At 61.9% G+C, this 16,896-nt stretch carries 20 protein-coding genes; 4 read left to right on the forward strand and 16 right to left on the reverse strand.

Annotation, left to right across the window (positions count from 1 at the left end; genetic code table 11):
- Window positions 1–52 precede the first annotated feature (52 nt).
- From V7747_RS17720 to V7747_RS17795, 16 genes are all read right to left on the reverse strand, one after another.
- Complete coding sequence (locus V7747_RS17720) at window positions 53–571, reverse strand: Hcp family type VI secretion system effector (protein WP_092282965.1); 519 nt, start codon at window positions 569–571, stop codon at window positions 53–55.
- A 308-nt stretch (window positions 572–879) separates the two neighbouring features.
- Window positions 880–1,713 (reverse strand): cobalamin-binding protein, encoded by an 834-nt coding sequence (locus V7747_RS17725; protein WP_335617339.1) that lies wholly within the window; start codon window positions 1,711–1,713, stop codon window positions 880–882.
- Entirely contained in the window at window positions 1,714–2,139 is a 426-nt protein-coding gene (locus V7747_RS17730) for a hypothetical protein (protein WP_335617340.1), read from the reverse strand.
- The gene (ribA, locus tag V7747_RS17735; RefSeq protein WP_092287519.1) at window positions 2,132–2,755 is read right to left on the reverse strand and encodes a GTP cyclohydrolase II; all 624 of its coding nucleotides are present in this window, start codon (window positions 2,753–2,755) and stop codon (window positions 2,132–2,134) included. Before ribA ends, V7747_RS17730 begins: the two co-directional genes overlap by 8 nt.
- A 111-nt stretch (window positions 2,756–2,866) precedes the next feature.
- The gene (locus V7747_RS17740) at window positions 2,867–3,526 is read right to left on the reverse strand and encodes a retropepsin-like aspartic protease family protein (RefSeq protein WP_335617341.1); all 660 of its coding nucleotides are present in this window, start codon (window positions 3,524–3,526) and stop codon (window positions 2,867–2,869) included.
- A 46-nt stretch (window positions 3,527–3,572) separates the two neighbouring features.
- A complete protein-coding gene (locus tag V7747_RS17745; protein ID WP_335617342.1) occupies window positions 3,573–4,067 on the reverse strand; it encodes a phosphatidylglycerophosphatase A family protein in 495 nt (164 codons plus the stop codon).
- The gene (thiL, locus tag V7747_RS17750) at window positions 4,060–5,055 is read right to left on the reverse strand and encodes a thiamine-phosphate kinase (RefSeq protein WP_335617343.1); all 996 of its coding nucleotides are present in this window, start codon (window positions 5,053–5,055) and stop codon (window positions 4,060–4,062) included. Before thiL ends, V7747_RS17745 begins: the two co-directional genes overlap by 8 nt.
- A 27-nt stretch (window positions 5,056–5,082) precedes the next feature.
- A complete protein-coding gene (nusB, locus tag V7747_RS17755) occupies window positions 5,083–5,559 on the reverse strand; it encodes a transcription antitermination factor NusB (protein ID WP_335617344.1) in 477 nt (158 codons plus the stop codon).
- Complete coding sequence (gene ribH, locus V7747_RS17760; RefSeq protein ID WP_092287515.1) at window positions 5,560–6,033, reverse strand: 6,7-dimethyl-8-ribityllumazine synthase; 474 nt, start codon at window positions 6,031–6,033, stop codon at window positions 5,560–5,562. It lies immediately after the preceding gene.
- Between the two features lie 62 nt (window positions 6,034–6,095).
- Window positions 6,096–7,190: a bifunctional 3,4-dihydroxy-2-butanone-4-phosphate synthase/GTP cyclohydrolase II gene (gene ribBA, locus V7747_RS17765; RefSeq protein ID WP_335617345.1), complete on the reverse strand. Its 1,095-nt coding sequence runs from the start codon at window positions 7,188–7,190 to the stop codon at window positions 6,096–6,098.
- A 23-nt stretch (window positions 7,191–7,213) separates the two neighbouring features.
- Window positions 7,214–7,876 (reverse strand): riboflavin synthase, encoded by a 663-nt coding sequence (locus V7747_RS17770; protein ID WP_335617346.1) that lies wholly within the window; start codon window positions 7,874–7,876, stop codon window positions 7,214–7,216.
- Window positions 7,877–7,904: 28 nt separating this feature from the next.
- Complete coding sequence (nhaD, locus tag V7747_RS17775) at window positions 7,905–9,161, reverse strand: sodium:proton antiporter NhaD (RefSeq protein ID WP_335617347.1); 1,257 nt, start codon at window positions 9,159–9,161, stop codon at window positions 7,905–7,907.
- A gap of 12 nt (window positions 9,162–9,173) precedes the next feature.
- The gene (gene ribD / locus V7747_RS17780; protein WP_335617348.1) at window positions 9,174–10,304 is read right to left on the reverse strand and encodes a bifunctional diaminohydroxyphosphoribosylaminopyrimidine deaminase/5-amino-6-(5-phosphoribosylamino)uracil reductase RibD; all 1,131 of its coding nucleotides are present in this window, start codon (window positions 10,302–10,304) and stop codon (window positions 9,174–9,176) included.
- Complete coding sequence (gene nrdR / locus V7747_RS17785; protein ID WP_335617349.1) at window positions 10,297–10,770, reverse strand: transcriptional regulator NrdR; 474 nt, start codon at window positions 10,768–10,770, stop codon at window positions 10,297–10,299. The genes ribD and nrdR overlap by 8 nt, the downstream gene beginning before the upstream one ends.
- A 125-nt stretch (window positions 10,771–10,895) precedes the next feature.
- A complete protein-coding gene (locus V7747_RS17790; protein WP_335617350.1) occupies window positions 10,896–12,380 on the reverse strand; it encodes an AMP-binding protein in 1,485 nt (494 codons plus the stop codon).
- Window positions 12,377–13,378 carry an NAD(P)H-dependent flavin oxidoreductase gene (locus tag V7747_RS17795; RefSeq protein WP_335617351.1) on the reverse strand — a complete coding sequence of 334 codons (1,002 nt, stop codon included), beginning with the start codon at window positions 13,376–13,378 and terminating at the stop codon, window positions 12,377–12,379. Before V7747_RS17795 ends, V7747_RS17790 begins: the two co-directional genes overlap by 4 nt.
- 130 nt (window positions 13,379–13,508) lie before the next feature.
- Between V7747_RS17795 and V7747_RS17800 the strand changes: the two genes are divergently transcribed.
- The 4 genes from V7747_RS17800 (at window position 13,509) to V7747_RS17815 (ending at window position 16,877) form a co-directional block, all read left to right on the forward strand.
- On the forward strand, window positions 13,509–14,414 hold the full coding sequence (locus tag V7747_RS17800; RefSeq protein WP_335617352.1) for a LysR family transcriptional regulator: 906 nt from the start codon (window positions 13,509–13,511) through the stop codon (window positions 14,412–14,414).
- A 62-nt stretch (window positions 14,415–14,476) separates the two neighbouring features.
- Window positions 14,477–15,145, forward strand: coding sequence for a class I SAM-dependent methyltransferase (locus V7747_RS17805; RefSeq protein WP_335617353.1), 669 nt, complete (start codon window positions 14,477–14,479; stop codon window positions 15,143–15,145).
- A gap of 79 nt (window positions 15,146–15,224) precedes the next feature.
- Window positions 15,225–16,109 (forward strand): thioredoxin, encoded by an 885-nt coding sequence (trxA, locus tag V7747_RS17810; protein WP_335617377.1) that lies wholly within the window; start codon window positions 15,225–15,227, stop codon window positions 16,107–16,109.
- A 153-nt stretch (window positions 16,110–16,262) separates the two neighbouring features.
- Window positions 16,263–16,877, forward strand: coding sequence for a DUF2796 domain-containing protein (locus V7747_RS17815; protein WP_335617354.1), 615 nt, complete (start codon window positions 16,263–16,265; stop codon window positions 16,875–16,877).
- The last annotated feature ends 19 nt before the right edge of the window (window positions 16,878–16,896 follow it).

The raw sequence follows: 16,896 nt of genomic DNA on the forward strand, positions 1-16,896 counted from the left end.
AAAGCCACCGACTGACCTTGCGGTCACTCGGTGGCCTGGCATTGTAAAGACCTCAGGCGGCGATGGGTGTGCGCCAGTCATCAGAACCGGAGGTTCCTGAGACTTCGTGGGTCCAGACGATTTTGCGGTAGGTGAAGTAGACGTCTTCCAGGTGGGTGAAGTGCGCCATGTTCGGGTCTTGGCAGTTGGGCATTTGCGACTGCACGTCGACGATGATGGCGTCGTGCAGTTCGATGGTGAAGTAGTGCTCCTGGGTGCCGGTGGCGGAGGTGCGGTACCACTCCAGGCGGCACTTGCTCAGGCGCTCACCGGAGGTCAGGGCGTTGAAGATCAGCGGTGAGGACTTGTCGAACACCTTGGTGATCATCAGCGGCTTGTGTACGCGCTGGCCGGTGGGCTGGCCGGACTGCGGATCACGCGGGATGATGACCTGGTGGTTGTAGCCCTGGACCAGCACCTGGTCTTCGTGGCCTTCCTGGAAAATGTTGCCGACGGAGTCTTCGGTAAAGGTACCGGCGGTGATCAGGCCCTGCTTGGTGCCTTCGATGGTCAGATACGCGGGTGTTGGCATGCTGCTCTCCTTGCTTGAAATGGGGTTACCGGTTGATCCGGTTGGCCAATGACAAACAAGCGCTGTGCCAGAAATGAAAAACGCAGTTAAATCAAAGAACTAGAATCACAAGACAGGGGACGAAAAAGCCGTTTGTGATGTCGGTCACGCAAAGTTGCGCAGGATGTTGCGCAGTGCTGTGCAAGTTATTGCGCAGTGGGGTGGAGGCGCCGTAGTGCGGGGGTTGCAGGCGGTGTTAGCAGGTTGGCGGCGTGGCAGCTGCGCCAATAGTTGCCAGACTAAGCACACACACAAACCGGTAGCCGACCTCAGTGGGGAGCGGTCACCAGCGCACACAGCTTGGCCACACCTTCGACCACACGGGGAGTGGGTCGCACCAGCTGATCGCTGGCCAGCACATAAAGACGCTCATCGGCCACCGCCTTGAGCTGCGGAAAGCGTCGCCAGTCGTCCAGCCAGGGCTGAGCCGAAACAGCCTGGTCGGCCAGGGCAATGATGATATCCGGGTTGGCCGCCAGCACCCCTTCCCGACCCACCTGGGGTGCCAATCCGGGCAGCTCGGCAAACACGTTCTGCGCGCCGCAATGCTGCAAGGCATCCGACACCAGCTGGCCGCCGGCGACCGTATACAGGGGGTTATCCCAGAGCTGGATAAAGACGCGTTTAGGTAGCTGCCCCGCCGGTGGCGCAAGGGCCTGCAGCCGTTGATGATAGTCGCTCAGCACCTGCTCCGCTTGCGCCGCCTGCCCGAGCAGCTCGCCCAGGGCCTGCGTGGCGCTGGCAATATCCGCCAGGCTTTGCGGGTCGAATTCGACTACCTGGATATGCCAGCTGCGCAATCGCTGCAGCAATTCCGACGGATTGCCGGAGGTCCAGGCCAGCACCAGATCCGGGCGCTGAGCCACTATGCTCTCGGCAGATAGCGTCTGGTAAGCACCGATGCGCGGCACCTGAGCCAGCTCTGGCGACAACTGACCATCATCCAACACGCCGACCAGGCGGTCGCCAGCGCCAAGCAGTTGCACCATATCGGTGAGAAAAGGAGCGAGACTGACGATACGCTGCGCCGCTGCCTGCGCTGGCAGCGAGAACAGACAGACCAGCACGGCTGCACACAGGCAGATCCGCAGCCGGTGCAACATCTACTTCACCCAGGCAGCCGGCGGGCGATAGAGCGCCATGGCACCGAGACTGACCAGCACCAAAAGCAACAGCGGAATCCATTCGCCAGTGCAGAAGAAGTGAATAACACCTATAAAGCCAGGCAATTCCGCAGCGAGCAGTCCGAGCATCTGCTCGCGGTGCAGCACCGACCAGGCCGCCTTGGCGCCCTCTTCATTGCCCAGCGCTTCGGCCTGGATCAGCGCCAGCTTGTAGCGACGGAATCGCCATAGGGTAACAAACAGGCTAACCATGGCCAGCGTAAACAGGGGAAGGGCTGCGGATTGAAACACACCGTCCCAGTCGCCCATCACCCAGACCACAATGATGGGAATCAGCAGCGCACTGGCGCTTTGCATGCGCCAGACCGTGCGCAGGGTGCGCCACTGCGGCTTAGCGTCAAACATCGTCGGGCTCGGTTTCGGCCTGATGCAGTTGCCCCAGCATGTGACCGAGCTTGCCGGCCTTGGTCGCCAGATATTTGCTGTTGTGGGGGTTCTTGCCAAACTGTAGCGGCAACCGCTGCGCAACCTCGACACCAAAGCCCTGCATGGCCTTGACCTTACGCGGGTTGTTGGTGAGCAACTTGAGGCTGGTGATCCCCAGGTGTTCCAGCATCGGTTTGCAGATGCCGTAGTCGCGCTGATCGGCGCCAAAGCCCAGCAGCTCGTTGGCTTCGACCGTATCGGCCCCGCCGTCCTGCAGGTGATAGGCACGGATCTTGTTCATCAGGCCGATGCCACGGCCTTCCTGACGCAAGTACAGCAGCGCGCCACGTCCTTCCTTGGCGATGGCGGCAAGAGCTGCTTCGAGCTGAAAGCCGCAATCGCAGCGCAGGCTGAACAGCGCATCGCCGGTCAGGCACTCGGAGTGCAAACGGCCCAGCACCGGCTCGCCATCGGCTACGTTACCCATGGTCAGGACAACATGCTCCTTGCCGGTCTCCTGCTCGAGAAAGCCGTGCATGGTGAATGTGCCCCACTGGGTGGGTAGCTGGGATGACGCAATAAAGGTGACTGTCACACCGGTCTCCTGTACAGCTGCTGCATAAAGGGGCAGCTATATTAGCAGGAGAACGCCGTCCGGGCGATGTTCTAGAGACCTGAATCAGCCCGGTGAATGCATCCAGGCCGCCTAGAACTTGCGTTCCAGCACCAGGCTGCTGCCCTGGTCATCCATGCGCACCCGGCTGAGCCAGCTCATGCCCAGCAGTACATCCGTCGGGAAGCTGCCCTCCAGCACCAGGCCCTGCACATCGCGGAGCTCGATATCGCCGACCTTGACGCGGTCGAGTTGCACACGATAGGCCTTGACGTTGGCACTGGCGGTATTCGCTCGCACCTCGGTACCGGAAACCAGAAAGTCGATACCCAGACGCCGTGCCTGAAAGGCATTCATCGCCACGCTGGTAGCGCCGGTATCCACCATAAACTGCACGTTATGGCCATTGATGGAGCCCTGCGCGATGAAATGACCACCATCGCCCCGCGCAATGCTCACCTGCTGGGTATCACGTTCGGCGAAGCCTTCGGTGTATTCGCGTTGCAGCCCGTACTGGCGCCGCTGGCCGTTGATACTGATGGTCGCACTCTTGCTGTCGGCCGAAATCAGCGTAACGCCCTGCGGCCCCGGCTTGCCAGCCCGCAGCATATGCCGCTGACCATCAATATTCACCACCGCCGCATTGGCGAACAAACCGACCACACGTACCACCGGCTCAGCCGAGGCGACGCCGGACAACAGCACGAGCGGCAAGAGGCCGGAGGTGATCAGCTTGGTGACTGTGTTGTGCATGCGATTATCCTTTTCTGCGTGCGGGAATGCTGGCCGAAGCGCCGCGTTAGACCATAGCCAATAGGTACTCGGCAAGCAACAGCACAGCCAAGGCCATGAAACCGGCGATGATGTCATCCAGCATAATGCCAAAGCCGCCACCCACATGGTGGTCAATCCAGCGAATGGGCCAGGGCTTCCAGATATCAAACAGGCGGAAAAGCAGAAAGCCGGCCAGCAGCCAGGCCCACCCTGCCGGCGCCAGCCAGAGCGCGATCCACAGGCCGACAAACTCGTCCCAGACGATGCCACCGTGATCATGCACGCCCAGATCTACTGCGGTTTTATGGCACAACCAGATGCCCAGCAAGGTACTCAGCACCAGAACTATTTCATAGCCCCAGGGTGGCAACTGCTGCCAGAGCAGCACAAAGGGCAACGCCGCCAGCGTGCCCCAGGTACCGGGCGCCCTCGGCATGGCCCCACTGCCAAAACCGAAGGCCAGAAAGTGAATGGGGTTGCGCCATACCGAGGCGGGTGCGTGCTCCTGCGAATCAGTCATCCGAACTCCTGAAATGTTGATAACCGCGCTCACCGCTGAGCGGGGCGTAACCCTTGCCAACGTCCAGCAGCACGCCGCTGCCGGTGTGCACACTGCCAATCACGCTGACGGCATACCCGGCCGCGCGCCATTGGCTCACGCGGGATTTTTCCGCGGCTGGCAGGGTGAACAGCAGTACATAGTCGTCCCCACCGCGCAGCATCCAATCGAGTTGCTGACGCTCGGGCCAACTGACCAGCGCCTCACTGGCCGGCAGACGCGCCGCATCAATATGCAGCGCCACGCCGCTGGCCCTGGCGATATGCTCGGCATCGGCCAGCAGCCCGTCGGACACGTCCAGCCCGGCGGTAGCGACACCGCGCAGCAGTTGCCCCAGGGCCAGCTGCGGCTGCGGCCGCCAGAAGCGCTGCTGCAGATAATCCTGAGCCGCCAGCGGCAGGCCACCGGGCAGGCTGTCATCCTGCACGACCGCCAGGCCTGCTGCGCCATCACCCAGCGGGCCGCCCACACACAGCAGGTCACCAGCGCGTGCGCCGTCACGGCGCAAAGCGTGGCCACGCGGTACCTGACCGAAGACGGTCACGCCGAGGTTCAAGGGGCCACGGGTGGTATCGCCACCGATCAGGTTGATCGCAAAATCCCGAGCAGCAACCGATAGACCACGGGAGAAAGCCTGCAACCAGGCTTCATCCACCTGGGGCAGGCTCAGGGCAAGGGTAAAGGCAAGGGGGGTAGCCGCCATGGCGGCGAGATCGCTGACCGCCACGGCCAGCGCACGATAACCCAGTTCGGCGGGCGGATATTGTGCTGGGAAGTGCACGCCCGCCAGCAGCGAGTCGGTGGAAATCACCAGTTGCTGATCGGCGGCCACCTGCAACAGCGCGGCATCGTCGCCGATGCCAAGCACCACCGCAGCAGAGTCGGTAGCCCGCTCCAGCTGCGAGGTACGAAAGTAGCGGCCGATCAGCGCAAATTCATCCAATGCCATGCCGCCCTCTCCCACCGCTCTAACGGCTCAACGGTTGCGCGCGGCGCTGACCTCTGCCTTGCGCAAGCGGGGTGCCAGCTTGTCGAGGATGCCGTTGACGTATTTGTGCCCGTCAGTCGCGCCAAACGACTTTGCCATCTCGATGGCTTCGTTGATGACCACGCGGTAGGGCACGTCGATGCGCTTGAGCAGTTCGTACACGCCAATGCGCAGGACGGCCAGCTCGATCGGATCAAGCTCCTTGATGTCGCGGTCCAGCACGACGCCCAACTGGTTGTCCAGCTCGTCGAGATTGCGCGGCACGCCGGTCAGCAGTTCATGAAAATAGGCGCTGTCGACCTTGCTGAAGTCGTTGTCGGTGCGAAATTGCGCTTCGATATCCGACAGCGGCTGATCGGCCATGTGCCAGGAGTACAGCGCTTGCAGCGCAAGACTGCGGGCCTTGCGCCGGGCCGACGCCTTGGGGCGGCCGGCGGCTGCGGGTTGCTGCTCGTGGTTGTCCACTCAGGCCTCCAGCTGCTTGATCACGCTGACCATTTCATAGGCGGACATGGCGGCTTCTGCGCCCTTGTTGCCTGCCTTGGTGCCGGAACGCTCGATGGCCTGCTCGATGCTGTCGACGGTCAGTACGCCGAAGGCAACCGGAATACCGTATTCCAGCGAGACTGAGCCAACGCCCTTGACGCATTCACCGGCAACGTACTCGAAGTGTGGCGTGCCGCCACGGATAACCGCGCCCAGGGTGATGATGGCGTCGTACTTTTTCAGGTCGGCGACCTTCTTCACCATCAGGGGAATTTCAAAGGCGCCCGGTACGCGGACGATGGTGATATCGGACTCTTTCACGCCGTGACGCTTGAGTGAGTCTACGGCGCCCTCGACCAGGCTCTCGACGACAAAGCTGTTGAACCGGCCAACAACCAGTGCATAGCGGCCTTGGCCAGTTACAAAATCGCCTTCGATGGTACGGATAGTCATGGGCACTCTCTCTCAATTAAAGAACCGGCAGTGCGCTTGGGCACTGCCGTGAATCAACGCGTTTATTCGCAGGGCAGGTATTCTACTACTTCCAGGTCAAAGCCGGATATGGCATTGAACTTCATCGGCGCAGAGAGCAAGCGCATCTTGCGCACGCCCAGATCACGCAGAATCTGTGAACCGGCCCCTACGGTATTGTAGGTCGAAGGACGACGCGGCGCCGCTTTGCCTTCCCCCAGATTGCTGACGTGCGCCAGCAGCGATTCGCTATCGACCTGATTACCCAGCAGCAGCACCACACCACGGCCTTCGGCAGCCACCCGACGCATGGCGTCCTGCAGACTCCAGCGGCCACCTTCCGGGACCAGAAACAGGTCGCGCAGCGGATCCACGTTGTGTACTCGCACCAGAGTTGGCTCTTCCGGTTGAATGTCGCCCAGCGTCAACGCCATATGCACCACATCGTCGGTGCGATCACGGTAGGCGACCAGATGGAACTCGCCCAGCTCGCTTTTCAGCAATTTCTCGTCGGCGCGCTCGACGGTACGCTCATTGAGCAGACGGTAGTGAATCAGATCGGCGATGGTGCCAATCTTCAGATCGTGCTGCTTGGCAAAGTTCTCCAGATCTGGACGACGCGACATGCTGCCGTCGTCGTTCATGATCTCGCAGATCACCGCGGACTCGCCAAAGCCACCCATGCGCGCCAGATCACAGGACGCCTCGGTGTGGCCAGCCCGCGCCAGCACGCCACCGGGCTGCGCCATCAGCGGGAAGATATGGCCGGGGCTGACAATGTCCTCGGCAACCGCATTCGGCGCTGCCGCGGCCTGCACGGTACGTGCGCGATCAGCTGCGGAAATGCCGGTAGTGACACCTTCTGCCGCCTCGATGGAGACGGTGAACTTGGTACCAAAACCGGAGCCATTGCGCTGTACCATCAAGGGCAACTTGAGCCGTTCGCAATGCTCCAGACTCATTGGCATGCAAATCAGCCCACGGCCGTAGCGAGCCATGAAGTTGATGTGCTCCGCTTGGCAGGCCTCGGCGGCCATGATCAGGTCGCCTTCATTCTCGCGGTCCTCGTCATCCATGAGGATGACCATCTTGCCCGCACGAATGTCTTCAATCAGTTCTTCAATGCTGTTCAGTTTCATCCGGCCCTCCAGGGGCTGGTTAATCAGGATTTCAGAAAACCGTTCTCGGCCAGAAAAGCCATGCTGATGCCACTGGCGGTCGGCTCCGCGGCCTTCTCGCCAAGCAGCAGGCGCTCGAGATAACGGGCGATGAGGTCAACTTCAAGGTTGACCGGGCTGCCATTGGCATAATCGCCCATGATGGTTTCCTGCAGGGTATGCGGCACTATATTCAGGTGGAAGACCGCGCCTTCCACAGCGTTGACGGTCAAGCTGGTGCCGTCGACGGTGATCGAACCTTTCTCGGCGATGTACTTGGCCAGTTCCGCCGGCGCCTCGATGCGAAAAAGCCAGGAACGCGCATCCTCCTGCATCGACAGCACCTTGCCGACGCCATCCACATGACCGCTGACCAGATGTCCGCCCAGGCGCGTAGTCGGCGTCAGCGCCTTTTCCAGGTTGACTCGGCTGCCCGGCTTGAGCCGCGACAGCGCGGTACGACGGATGGTCTCCTGACTGACATCCGCCCAGAAGCCGTCGCCGGGCAACTCGACCGCCGTCAGACACACGCCGTTGACCGCAATGCTGTCACCCAGCTTGACGTCGCCCAGATCCAGCTTGCCGGTTTTTACATACAGGCGCACGTCGCCGCCACTGGGCTGCATGCTCTGAATCTGACCAACCGCTTCGATGATGCCGGTAAACATAAACTGCCTCTTGCTTGTTCAGTGCCGGTCAAGCGACCAGCAGACCCAACCCGTATACGCCAATGAAGCCGAAAGCAAAGGCCATCAACAAGAGACCAAAGCTGCGCAGGTAGGTAATGAATGTGAGGCCGGGCATCTTGCTCATGGCGACGATGCCGGCGGCGGAGCCAATTATAAGCAGGGAACCACCCACACCGACAGCGTAGGTCAACCCCATCCACTCGGCGACACTCATCTGCAGGTCGGCCTTGAGCAGCGCAGCAGTCAGCGGAACGTTATCGATCAGCGCCGAGAGCATACCCATCAGGAAGTTAGCCAGCAGGCTCGGCATCACGTCATACAACGAGGTCAGGCTCTGCAAGGTCCCGATGAACTGCAGCATACCGACCAGCAGCAACACACCAAGGAAGAACAGCAGGGTCTCGAACTCGATGACGCGGATGTATTCCAGAATCGGGTCGTTGTCGATGTCTTCATTGAAGAAGCGTGCCAGCAGGAACATGCTGGCCAGGCCGGTCAGGAAAGTCAGTACCGGTGGGATGGCGAAGAACAGACTGAGCAAAATGGTGGCGAGGATGGTCAGCAGGAAGAGCGCGCCAATCAGCTTGTCGACACCGCGCAACTCGTGCAGGGCGCTCTTTTCGATCACCACTTCACTGTTCAGCCCTACCGACAGCAGCGCCGCCAGTAACAATACCGCCAACAGGGCCGGGGCGCTGAGCAGCAGCAGGTTGGTGATCTCGACTTTATCCGCCATGAAAATCATCAGGGTGGTTACGTCGCCAGTGATCATCGCCACGCCGCCGGAGTTGACCGCGAACACCACCAGGGTGGCAAAGCGCAGCATTTTGCGCAGCTCCAGATTGAGGCTCAGCACCAGGGCAACCGACACCAGGGTCGCCGTAATATTGTCGGCGATCGAGGAGAACACGAAACAGAAGATACCGGTTAGAAACAGCAGTTTCCGCTCGGTAATCCGACCTGGCAGAATCCGGTAAATGATGTTTTCAATCAGGCCTTTCTTGTTCAGGTAGGCAACGAAGGTCATGGTTGCCAGCAGGAACAGCCAGAGGCTGGCGATGTCGGTGATGTTCTCGTTCAGCGCCTCCTGCACTCGCCCGCGCATGGCCTCGTCGGGCGCTGCGATAAACAGCACCACCCACGACAGCGCGCCGAACAGCAGCACCACCTTGGCCTTGTTTACATGGATGACTTCTTCAAGAACCACGCCCAAAAAGGCGATGACTGCCATCACCAATAGCAGTAGCTGTACGCTGCTTTGCATTGTTTAACACTCTCAGGAAGGGAAAATCGGGCGTGCGGTGATGCGCCAATCCTGGCCTATGGCTCGCATATCGGAAACGGCGACGTCCATCGCCTCGCTCATGCTCTCGAAGGGGAGCTGCATCAGGGGGCGCGCCTGGCTTCCCAGCAGGCGCGGCGCCATATACACAATCAGTTCGTCTACCAGGCCGGCACGCCAGAAGGCGCCCGACAGCGCGGCGCCGGCCTCGACCAGCACCTCGTTGCAGCCGCGCTGGGCCAGTGTGCGCAGGACGGTGGGCAGATCCACCTTGCCATCCTCACCGGGTAGCGCCAGCAGCTCGCTGCCAATGGCCTGATAGGACTCCGCAGCCTGCTCGGCACTGGTGCTGATCACCAGCGTGGGGCCGGCCTCGCGGAAGAAACGTTGTTCCAGCGGCACGCGCCGCAGGCTGTCGATCAATACGCGCAGTGGCTGCCGCTGCACGGCGGCGCGCGCCTCGTCCGCTGGCAACCCCAGTTCGCTGGCCCGCACGGTCAGTGCCGAATCATCCAGCAGCACGCTGTCGGCGCCGCTAATCACCGCGCCGCTGCGCGCGCGCAGGCGCTGCACGTCGGCGCGCGCGGCGGGGCCGGTAATCCACTTGCTTTCGCCGCTGGCCATCGCGGTGCGGCCATCCAGGCTCATGGCCAGCTTGACCCGTACCCAGGGCAGCCCCTGCTGCATGCGTTTGATAAAACCGGGGTTCAGTTCACCTGCCTGCGCCTCCAGCAGGCCGCACTCGACGGCGATGCCGGCGTCTTTCAGGCGCTGCAGGCCCTGCCCGGCGACCAGCGGATTGGGATCCTGCATGGCGGCCACCACGCGGCTGACGCCGGCCTTGATCAGCGCATCGGCGCAGGGCGGTGTCTTGCCGGTATGGCTACAGGGTTCCAGGGTGACGTAGGCGGTCGCGCCGCGCGCCAACTCGCCAGCCTGAGCCAATGCGTTGACCTCGGCATGACCTTCCCCCGACCTTACGTGCCAACCCTCACCGACCAGGGTCTCGCCCTGCACCAGCACACAGCCGACCCGCGGATTGGGTTCGGTGGTATAGAGCCCACGCGCGGCGAGCTCCAGGGCGCGGCTCATCCATTCACGGTCGACGCTACTCCACTCAGGCATCGGTATCGTCCTGCTCGCGGCGCGACAGCCGTTCGATTTCTTCGCGGAACTGGTTCAGGTCCTGGAAACGGCGGTATACGGAGGCAAAGCGGATATAGGCGACTTCGTCGAGCTGCTTGAGCTCGCGCATGACCATCTCGCCCACCACCATGGCCTTGACCTCACGCTCGCCGGTAGCGCGCAGGCGGTGCTTGATGTGGCCGATGGCGGCCTCGATCTGCTCGACGCTGACCGGGCGTTTTTCCAGCGCTCGCTGGAAGCCGGCACGCAGTTTGTCTTCATCAAAGGGCTGGCGGCGGCCATCCTGCTTGATCACACGGGGCAGCACCAGCTCAGCGGTTTCGAAGGTGGTAAAGCGTTCCTGGCAGGCAAGGCATTCACGGCGACGGCGCACCTGGTCACCCTCCGCCACGAGGCGAGAGTCGATCACCTTGGTGTCATTGGCGCCACAGAATGGACAATGCATGTAAGAATTCCCGGAAGGATAAAAGCGGCCTACATCTTACTCTCTTGTAGGCCGCGATAAAAATGTATCCTTACATTTCCAAATCAAAAGCCCGGCGGGAAGGCAGATACTCCGGGCTTTCGGGCTCAAGATGCAACAAAGCGTTCGCGCAGCCGGCGCTTGGCCACCTTGCCGTTGTCGTCACGCGGCAGCGCCTCGATCAGCTCAACCCGGCGCGGCACCTTGTAGCCGGCCAGACGTTCGCGCACGAACTGCTGCACCTGCTCTGCGCTGAGCAGCCCCTCTGGCGCGGCAACCACCGCCATCAAGGACTCACCGTACTCCGCATCGGGCATACCGACGACCGCGCAGTCGATCACCCCGGGCATGGCAATCAACACATGTTCGATCTCGGCGGGATAGATATTTACCCCGCCAGAAATCACCATGTCCGACTTGCGATCGCAAACGTAAAGATAACCTTCATCGTCCAGATAACCGATGTCGCCAACGGTCGCCAAGTCATCCAAGCCGGCTTTTTCCCGCGCGTCTTCATTGTTCAGGTAAGTAAAGTCCGGCACGGCGGGCTGACGTACGTAGATCACGCCGGGCTCACCTGGCGGACACTCGTTGCCCTGCTCGTCGACTATGCGGATGCGCGTCTGACCAATCGGCCGCCCGACGCTACCCGGCTTGCGCCGCGCCGAGGCCGGATCCTGAATGGTGATCATGCCGGTTTCACTGGAGGCATAAGTTTCGTAGATCACCGGGCCCCACCAGTCGAGCATCGCCAGCTTCACATCCGGGGCGCAGGGCGCGCCGGTAGAGGCGACAAAACGCACTGACGACAAATCGTATTTGGCTCTTGTCTCGGCCGGCAGACGCAGCAGCCGCACGTACATGATAGGCACCAGAAAGACCGTGTCGATGCGGTACTGCTCAATCAGCGCCAGCGTTTGCTCGGCGTCAAAGCGCGGCATCACCACCATCAGCTCGGCCTGCAGAATCGACTGCTGGGCAAAGGAGCTGGGGGCGCTGTGATACAGCGGTGCCGACACCAAAGTCCGCACGCCGGGCTCAATCCCCCAGGCCGCACGCGACAACCCCTGCATAGCCGCCGCCATGGCCTCGCGCTCTTCCGGTGCCGGGGCCAGGCGCTTGACGCCCTTGGGCCGGCCGGTGGTGCCCGAGGTGTAGGCCATATGCGCGCGTGGCGTGCGCGGCTCCCCGGCGTAGGGCGCCTGTTCCACCAGCCAAGGCTCGTAGGGCAGACGGCCAGCGGTCAAGCCAGCCTCAACGCCATTTACCAGCACCACCACGCCCTCGGGAATAGCACCGGCCAGCGCGTCGAGCAGATCGGCCTCGACCAGAAACACCTTGGCCGCCGAGTCCTGCAGCAGAAAGGCGACTTCATCAGCCTTGAAGTGCCAATTGACCGGACAGTAGTAACAACCTGCCGTCTGGCAACACTGAATCGCGTCGATAAAAGCCGGCCCGTTACGCAGCATCACGGCAATCACATCGCCGTCTTCCACCCCCAACCGAGCCAGACCGCCCGCCAGCTGCAGTGCACGTTGGGCTACCTGATCACCGCTACGGTCAAGCTCCCCGCAGATCAGGCGCGCCGTCATGCCTTGTCACCGGTCTTGGCAACATAGGGGCTGGCGATCTGCTGCATCCGCGCCCGGGCGGCCGCGTATTCCTGCTCCAGCTGGCTGACCGCCTCGGCGGTGGAAGTAATGGCGCCGATGCTGCCCACGCCCTGCCCCGCGCCCCAGATATCCCGCCACGCCTTGCTCTTGCTGCTGCCACCGGAGCCGAACTTCATGGTGCTCTTGTCGCCTTCCGGCAGGTTGTCGGGATCCATGCCGGCGTTCTGAATGCTAGGTTTGAGGTAGTTGCCATGCACCCCGGTAAACAGATTGCTGTAGACGATGTCGTCCGCACTGGTGTCCACCAGCATCTGCTTGTAGGCCTGGTCAGCGTTGGCTTCGTGGGTGGCGATAAAACGGGTGCCCATGTAGGCCAGGTCGGCGCCCATGGCCTGCGCCGCGAGAATCTGCTCGCCCTTGGCGATAGAGCCGGAAAGGATGATGGGACCGTCGTAGAAAGCACGAATCTCCGACACCAGGGCAAACGGGCTGAGCTGTCCGGCGTGACCACCGGCGCCAGCACAAACCAGGATCAGACCGTCCACGCCCGCCTCGATGGCTTTCTTCGCGTGCTTGACGTTGATCACATCATGGAACACCAAGCCACCGTAGCTGTGGATCGGGCCAACCACGTCATTGGGGGCGCGCAGGCTGGTAATGATGATCGGCACTTTATACTTCACGCACATTTCCACATCGTGCTGCAGGCGATCATTGCTGCTATGCACGATCTGGTTAACCGCGAAGGGCGCCACTACCGCATCCGGGTTGGCCGCCTGGTATTCAGCCAGTTCGCTGGTAATGCGTTTGAGCCAAACCTCCAATTCTTCCGCCGGCCGCGCATTGAGCGCCGGGAAGGACCCGACCACGCCAGCCTTGCACTGGGCGATGACCAGATCCGGGTTGGAAACGATGAACAGGGGTGAGCAGATAACCGGCAGCTTGAGTGAGTTCTGCAGAACGCTGGGAAGACTCATTGTTGTTCTCCTTGGATAAGTCGTGCGATGACAGCACCAGAATGTTCGAGTGCTTGGACTATAGAAGCCGACCAATTGATCTACAATACCCGCCAGCAAGCCCAAACTGTTTACAGATAGGCAACAATCAGTGGATATAAAAACCCTGCAGTTTCTCAGCGCCGTGGTGGAAGCCGGCAGCATGAGCAGTGCCGCGCGGCGCCTGGGCACCTCTCGCTCGCACGTCAGCCGGCGACTCAAGGCACTGGAGCAGAACATGCAGGTGCAACTGTTTCGCCGTACCACGCGCAGAGTAGAACCCACGCAGATCGGCTGGGCACTGTACGAGCATGCTGCGCGCATCAGTCAGGAGCTCAGTGCCCTGCAGGCCACCGTCGACGATCTGGGCCAGAACCTGCGCGGGCACATTCGCCTCAGCGTGCCGGTTGCCCTGGGCCAGCAGGTGGTCGGGCCACTGCTGCTGGAGTTCGCCGCGCTCTATCCTGAGGTTAGCCTGCAACTGACCTTCAGCAACCGCATCTTCGACCTGGTGGCTGCAGAGATCGATGTCGCCATTCGGGTGACCTCCACACCGCCCGATACCCTGGTCGCGCGTGATCTGGGGCCGGTCGACTGGGCGTTATGCGCCAGCCCAGCCTATCTGCAACAACACGGCACCCCGCAGCAGCCGGACGATCTGCTGCAACTGGATATGGTCAGCGTCAACCTGCCCGAGCAACGGCTGCCGCTGGAGCTGTTCGACGGCCGCCAGACCCGCACGCTGACGCTGCGCCCGCGCCTGCAAACCGAAGACATGCTGTTCCTCAAGCGCGCGGCACTGGCCGGCATTGGCTGCGCCCTGCTGCCGCTGTACAGCGTGCAGCAGGAACTGGACAGCGGCGAGCTGATACGCCTGCTGCCCGACCAGCGCGTGCGCGTCAGCGCCTGGGGCGACCAGCTGTACCTGCTCACCGCACCCAACCTTTATCCCACCCTGGCCACCCGCACCTTGATCGAGTTTCTGCACAGCCGGCTGCGCAGCGAGTTACCGGTCTGACAGGGCTGCCGACAGACCGCCGCCAACGTTACAATGCTGCCGAGACCACTGCGGACCAACCCATGACCCTTGCTGCCCTGAACGCCGAACTGAACAAGGTGCTGAGCGACGCGCAACTGCTGCCAGCGCGCCTGCCCGGCCTGGAAGAGCTTGAACTCTGGCTGCTCGACCCGGCGAATCTGGACCGCGCCTTCGACAGTGAAGAAACTCGCCGCCTGCTGGAGCATCCTCCTTACTGGGGCTTTTGCTGGGGCAGCGGCCTGGCGCTGGCGCGCTGGGTACTCGACAACCCGCAGCAGGTGCGCGGCAAGCGGGTACTGGATTTTGGTGCCGGCTCTGGCGTAGTTGCCCTGGCCTGCAAGCTGGCCGGCGCCCAGAGCGTGATTGCCTGTGACCTGGATCAGCCCGCGCAACTGGCCTGTGCACTGAACGCCAGACTCAACGACATGCAGGTCGAGATCGCCAGCGACTATTTTGCTGTCAGCGGCCCGCTCGACCTGATTATCGCCGCTGATGTGCTCTACGACGCCGAGAACCGCCCGTTTCTCGATCACTTTATCGACCGCGCGGCCGCCGTGCTGATTGCCGATTCACGCGTGCGCGAGCTGCACCACCCGCCCTATCAGCGCCAGCAGATACTGCCCGGTCGCACCTGGCCGGATCTGGGCGAGCCGCTGGAGTTTCGCCATGTCAGCCTCTACGCCGCCGGCGGCGCACTCGGCACTACTTGATATAGCCCCACGCCAGCCCTATAAAGGCAACCAGACTTGGGGCGCTGCTGCGCCCACCACCCCTTGTATCGGAATCGCCATGTCATCGCCCTACCTGTTTGATGTCACTACCGACACCTTCGATCGTTACGTGCTCGAAAACTCTTTCCACAAGCCGGTTCTGGTCGACTTCTGGGCCGACTGGTGCGCCCCATGCAAGGCGCTGCTGCCAACCCTCACCGCCATTACCGACAGCTACGCCGGCGAGCTGCTCATGGCCAAGGTCAACTGCGATGAAGAAGCTGCCCTGAGCGAGCGCTTTGGCATCCGCAGCCTGCCCACCGTGGTGCTGTTCAAGGACGGCCAGCCGGTAGAAGGTTTTGCCGGCATTCAGCCGGAAAGCGCCATTCGCGAACTGCTGGTGCCGCACATTGGCGCCGTGCCTGCAGCCCCAGCGGCAGCACCCGAGCCGAGCGATCCTGCAGCCCATGCCACCGAGCTGCTGGCCTCCGGCGCTGCTGCCGAGGCCATCACAGTGTTGCAGCAGGCGATTGCCGAGCAGTCGAGCGACGCGCTGCTGTTGTTGCTCGCCCACGCGCTGGCAGAAACCGGCGAGCTGGATGACGCCGAGCAGGTATTGGGCGCGATCAGCAAGCCCGACGCGCACAAGCAGGCCATCACTGAATTGCGTACCCGCCTGGTGTTCCAGCGCCAGGCCGCAGAGCTGCCTGCAGCCGAGCTGCTCACCCACCGCCTGGCCAATGACCCGGGCGACAGCGAGGCGGCTTACCAGTTGGCGATCATCAGCCTGGGCCGACAGGAATACGACACCGCCATGGGCGGGCTACTGGCACTGATGCAAAGTGATCGCGGCTATGCCGACGGCATCGCCCAGAAAACCCTGATGCAGGTGTTTGATTTGCTCGGCGCCGCCAGCCCCCTCACCATCCAGTACCGCCGCAAGCTGTATCAGATCCTGTATTGATCCAACCCGGGCGGCACCATGGCCGCCCGCCCACCTGAATTACAGACACTCGCGCCACGGCATCAAAGCAAGTCCGATCGCAAGCGGATCTTTACAAAAATGAAATAAGATAACATTATGTGGACCACCAGTTATCAGTCCAGGACCCTCACCATGACGCGCCATCTGCTCGCCCTCAGTATTGCCCTGCCACTCAGCCTCAACGCACTGGCCCACGACCATGAACATGAAGAGCACCCCAGCCTTGGCGCACACGAGCATGGCGTTGCCAGCCTGAACCTGGCAATTGAAGGTACTCTGGTGCAGCTCGAGCTGGATAGCCCCGCCATGAACCTGCTGGGCTTTGAGCATGCGGCCAGCACGCCGGAAGACATCGCCAAGGTCAAGTCAGTACAAACACAACTGCAGCAGGCAGAGCAGCTGTTCCGCTTCCCGAGCGCTGCCGGTTGCACCCTGACCTCGGCGCAGCTCGACAGCCCGCTGTTCTCAGCAGACCATGACCCTGAGCACGAGCACGATGATCATGACCACGACGCGGCGCACGACCAGCAGCATGACGAGCATGACCATAAGCAAGCGCACGACCATGCCGACATCGAGGCGAGCTACACCTTCAACTGCGCACAACCGGATGAACTCACCCGGCTGGAGCTGCCGCTCTTCGCGGTCTACCCCGGGCTGGAGCGTCTCAACCTGCAAGGCATAACCGCCAAGGGACAAATGGGTGCCGAGTTGAGCCGTGAGCGCGCCAGCGTGCAGCTCGACTGATATCCTGAACGTTGACCCA

Source organism: Halopseudomonas sp., from assembly GCF_036960865.1.
Taxonomy (GTDB): Bacteria; Pseudomonadota; Gammaproteobacteria; order Pseudomonadales; family Pseudomonadaceae; genus Halopseudomonas.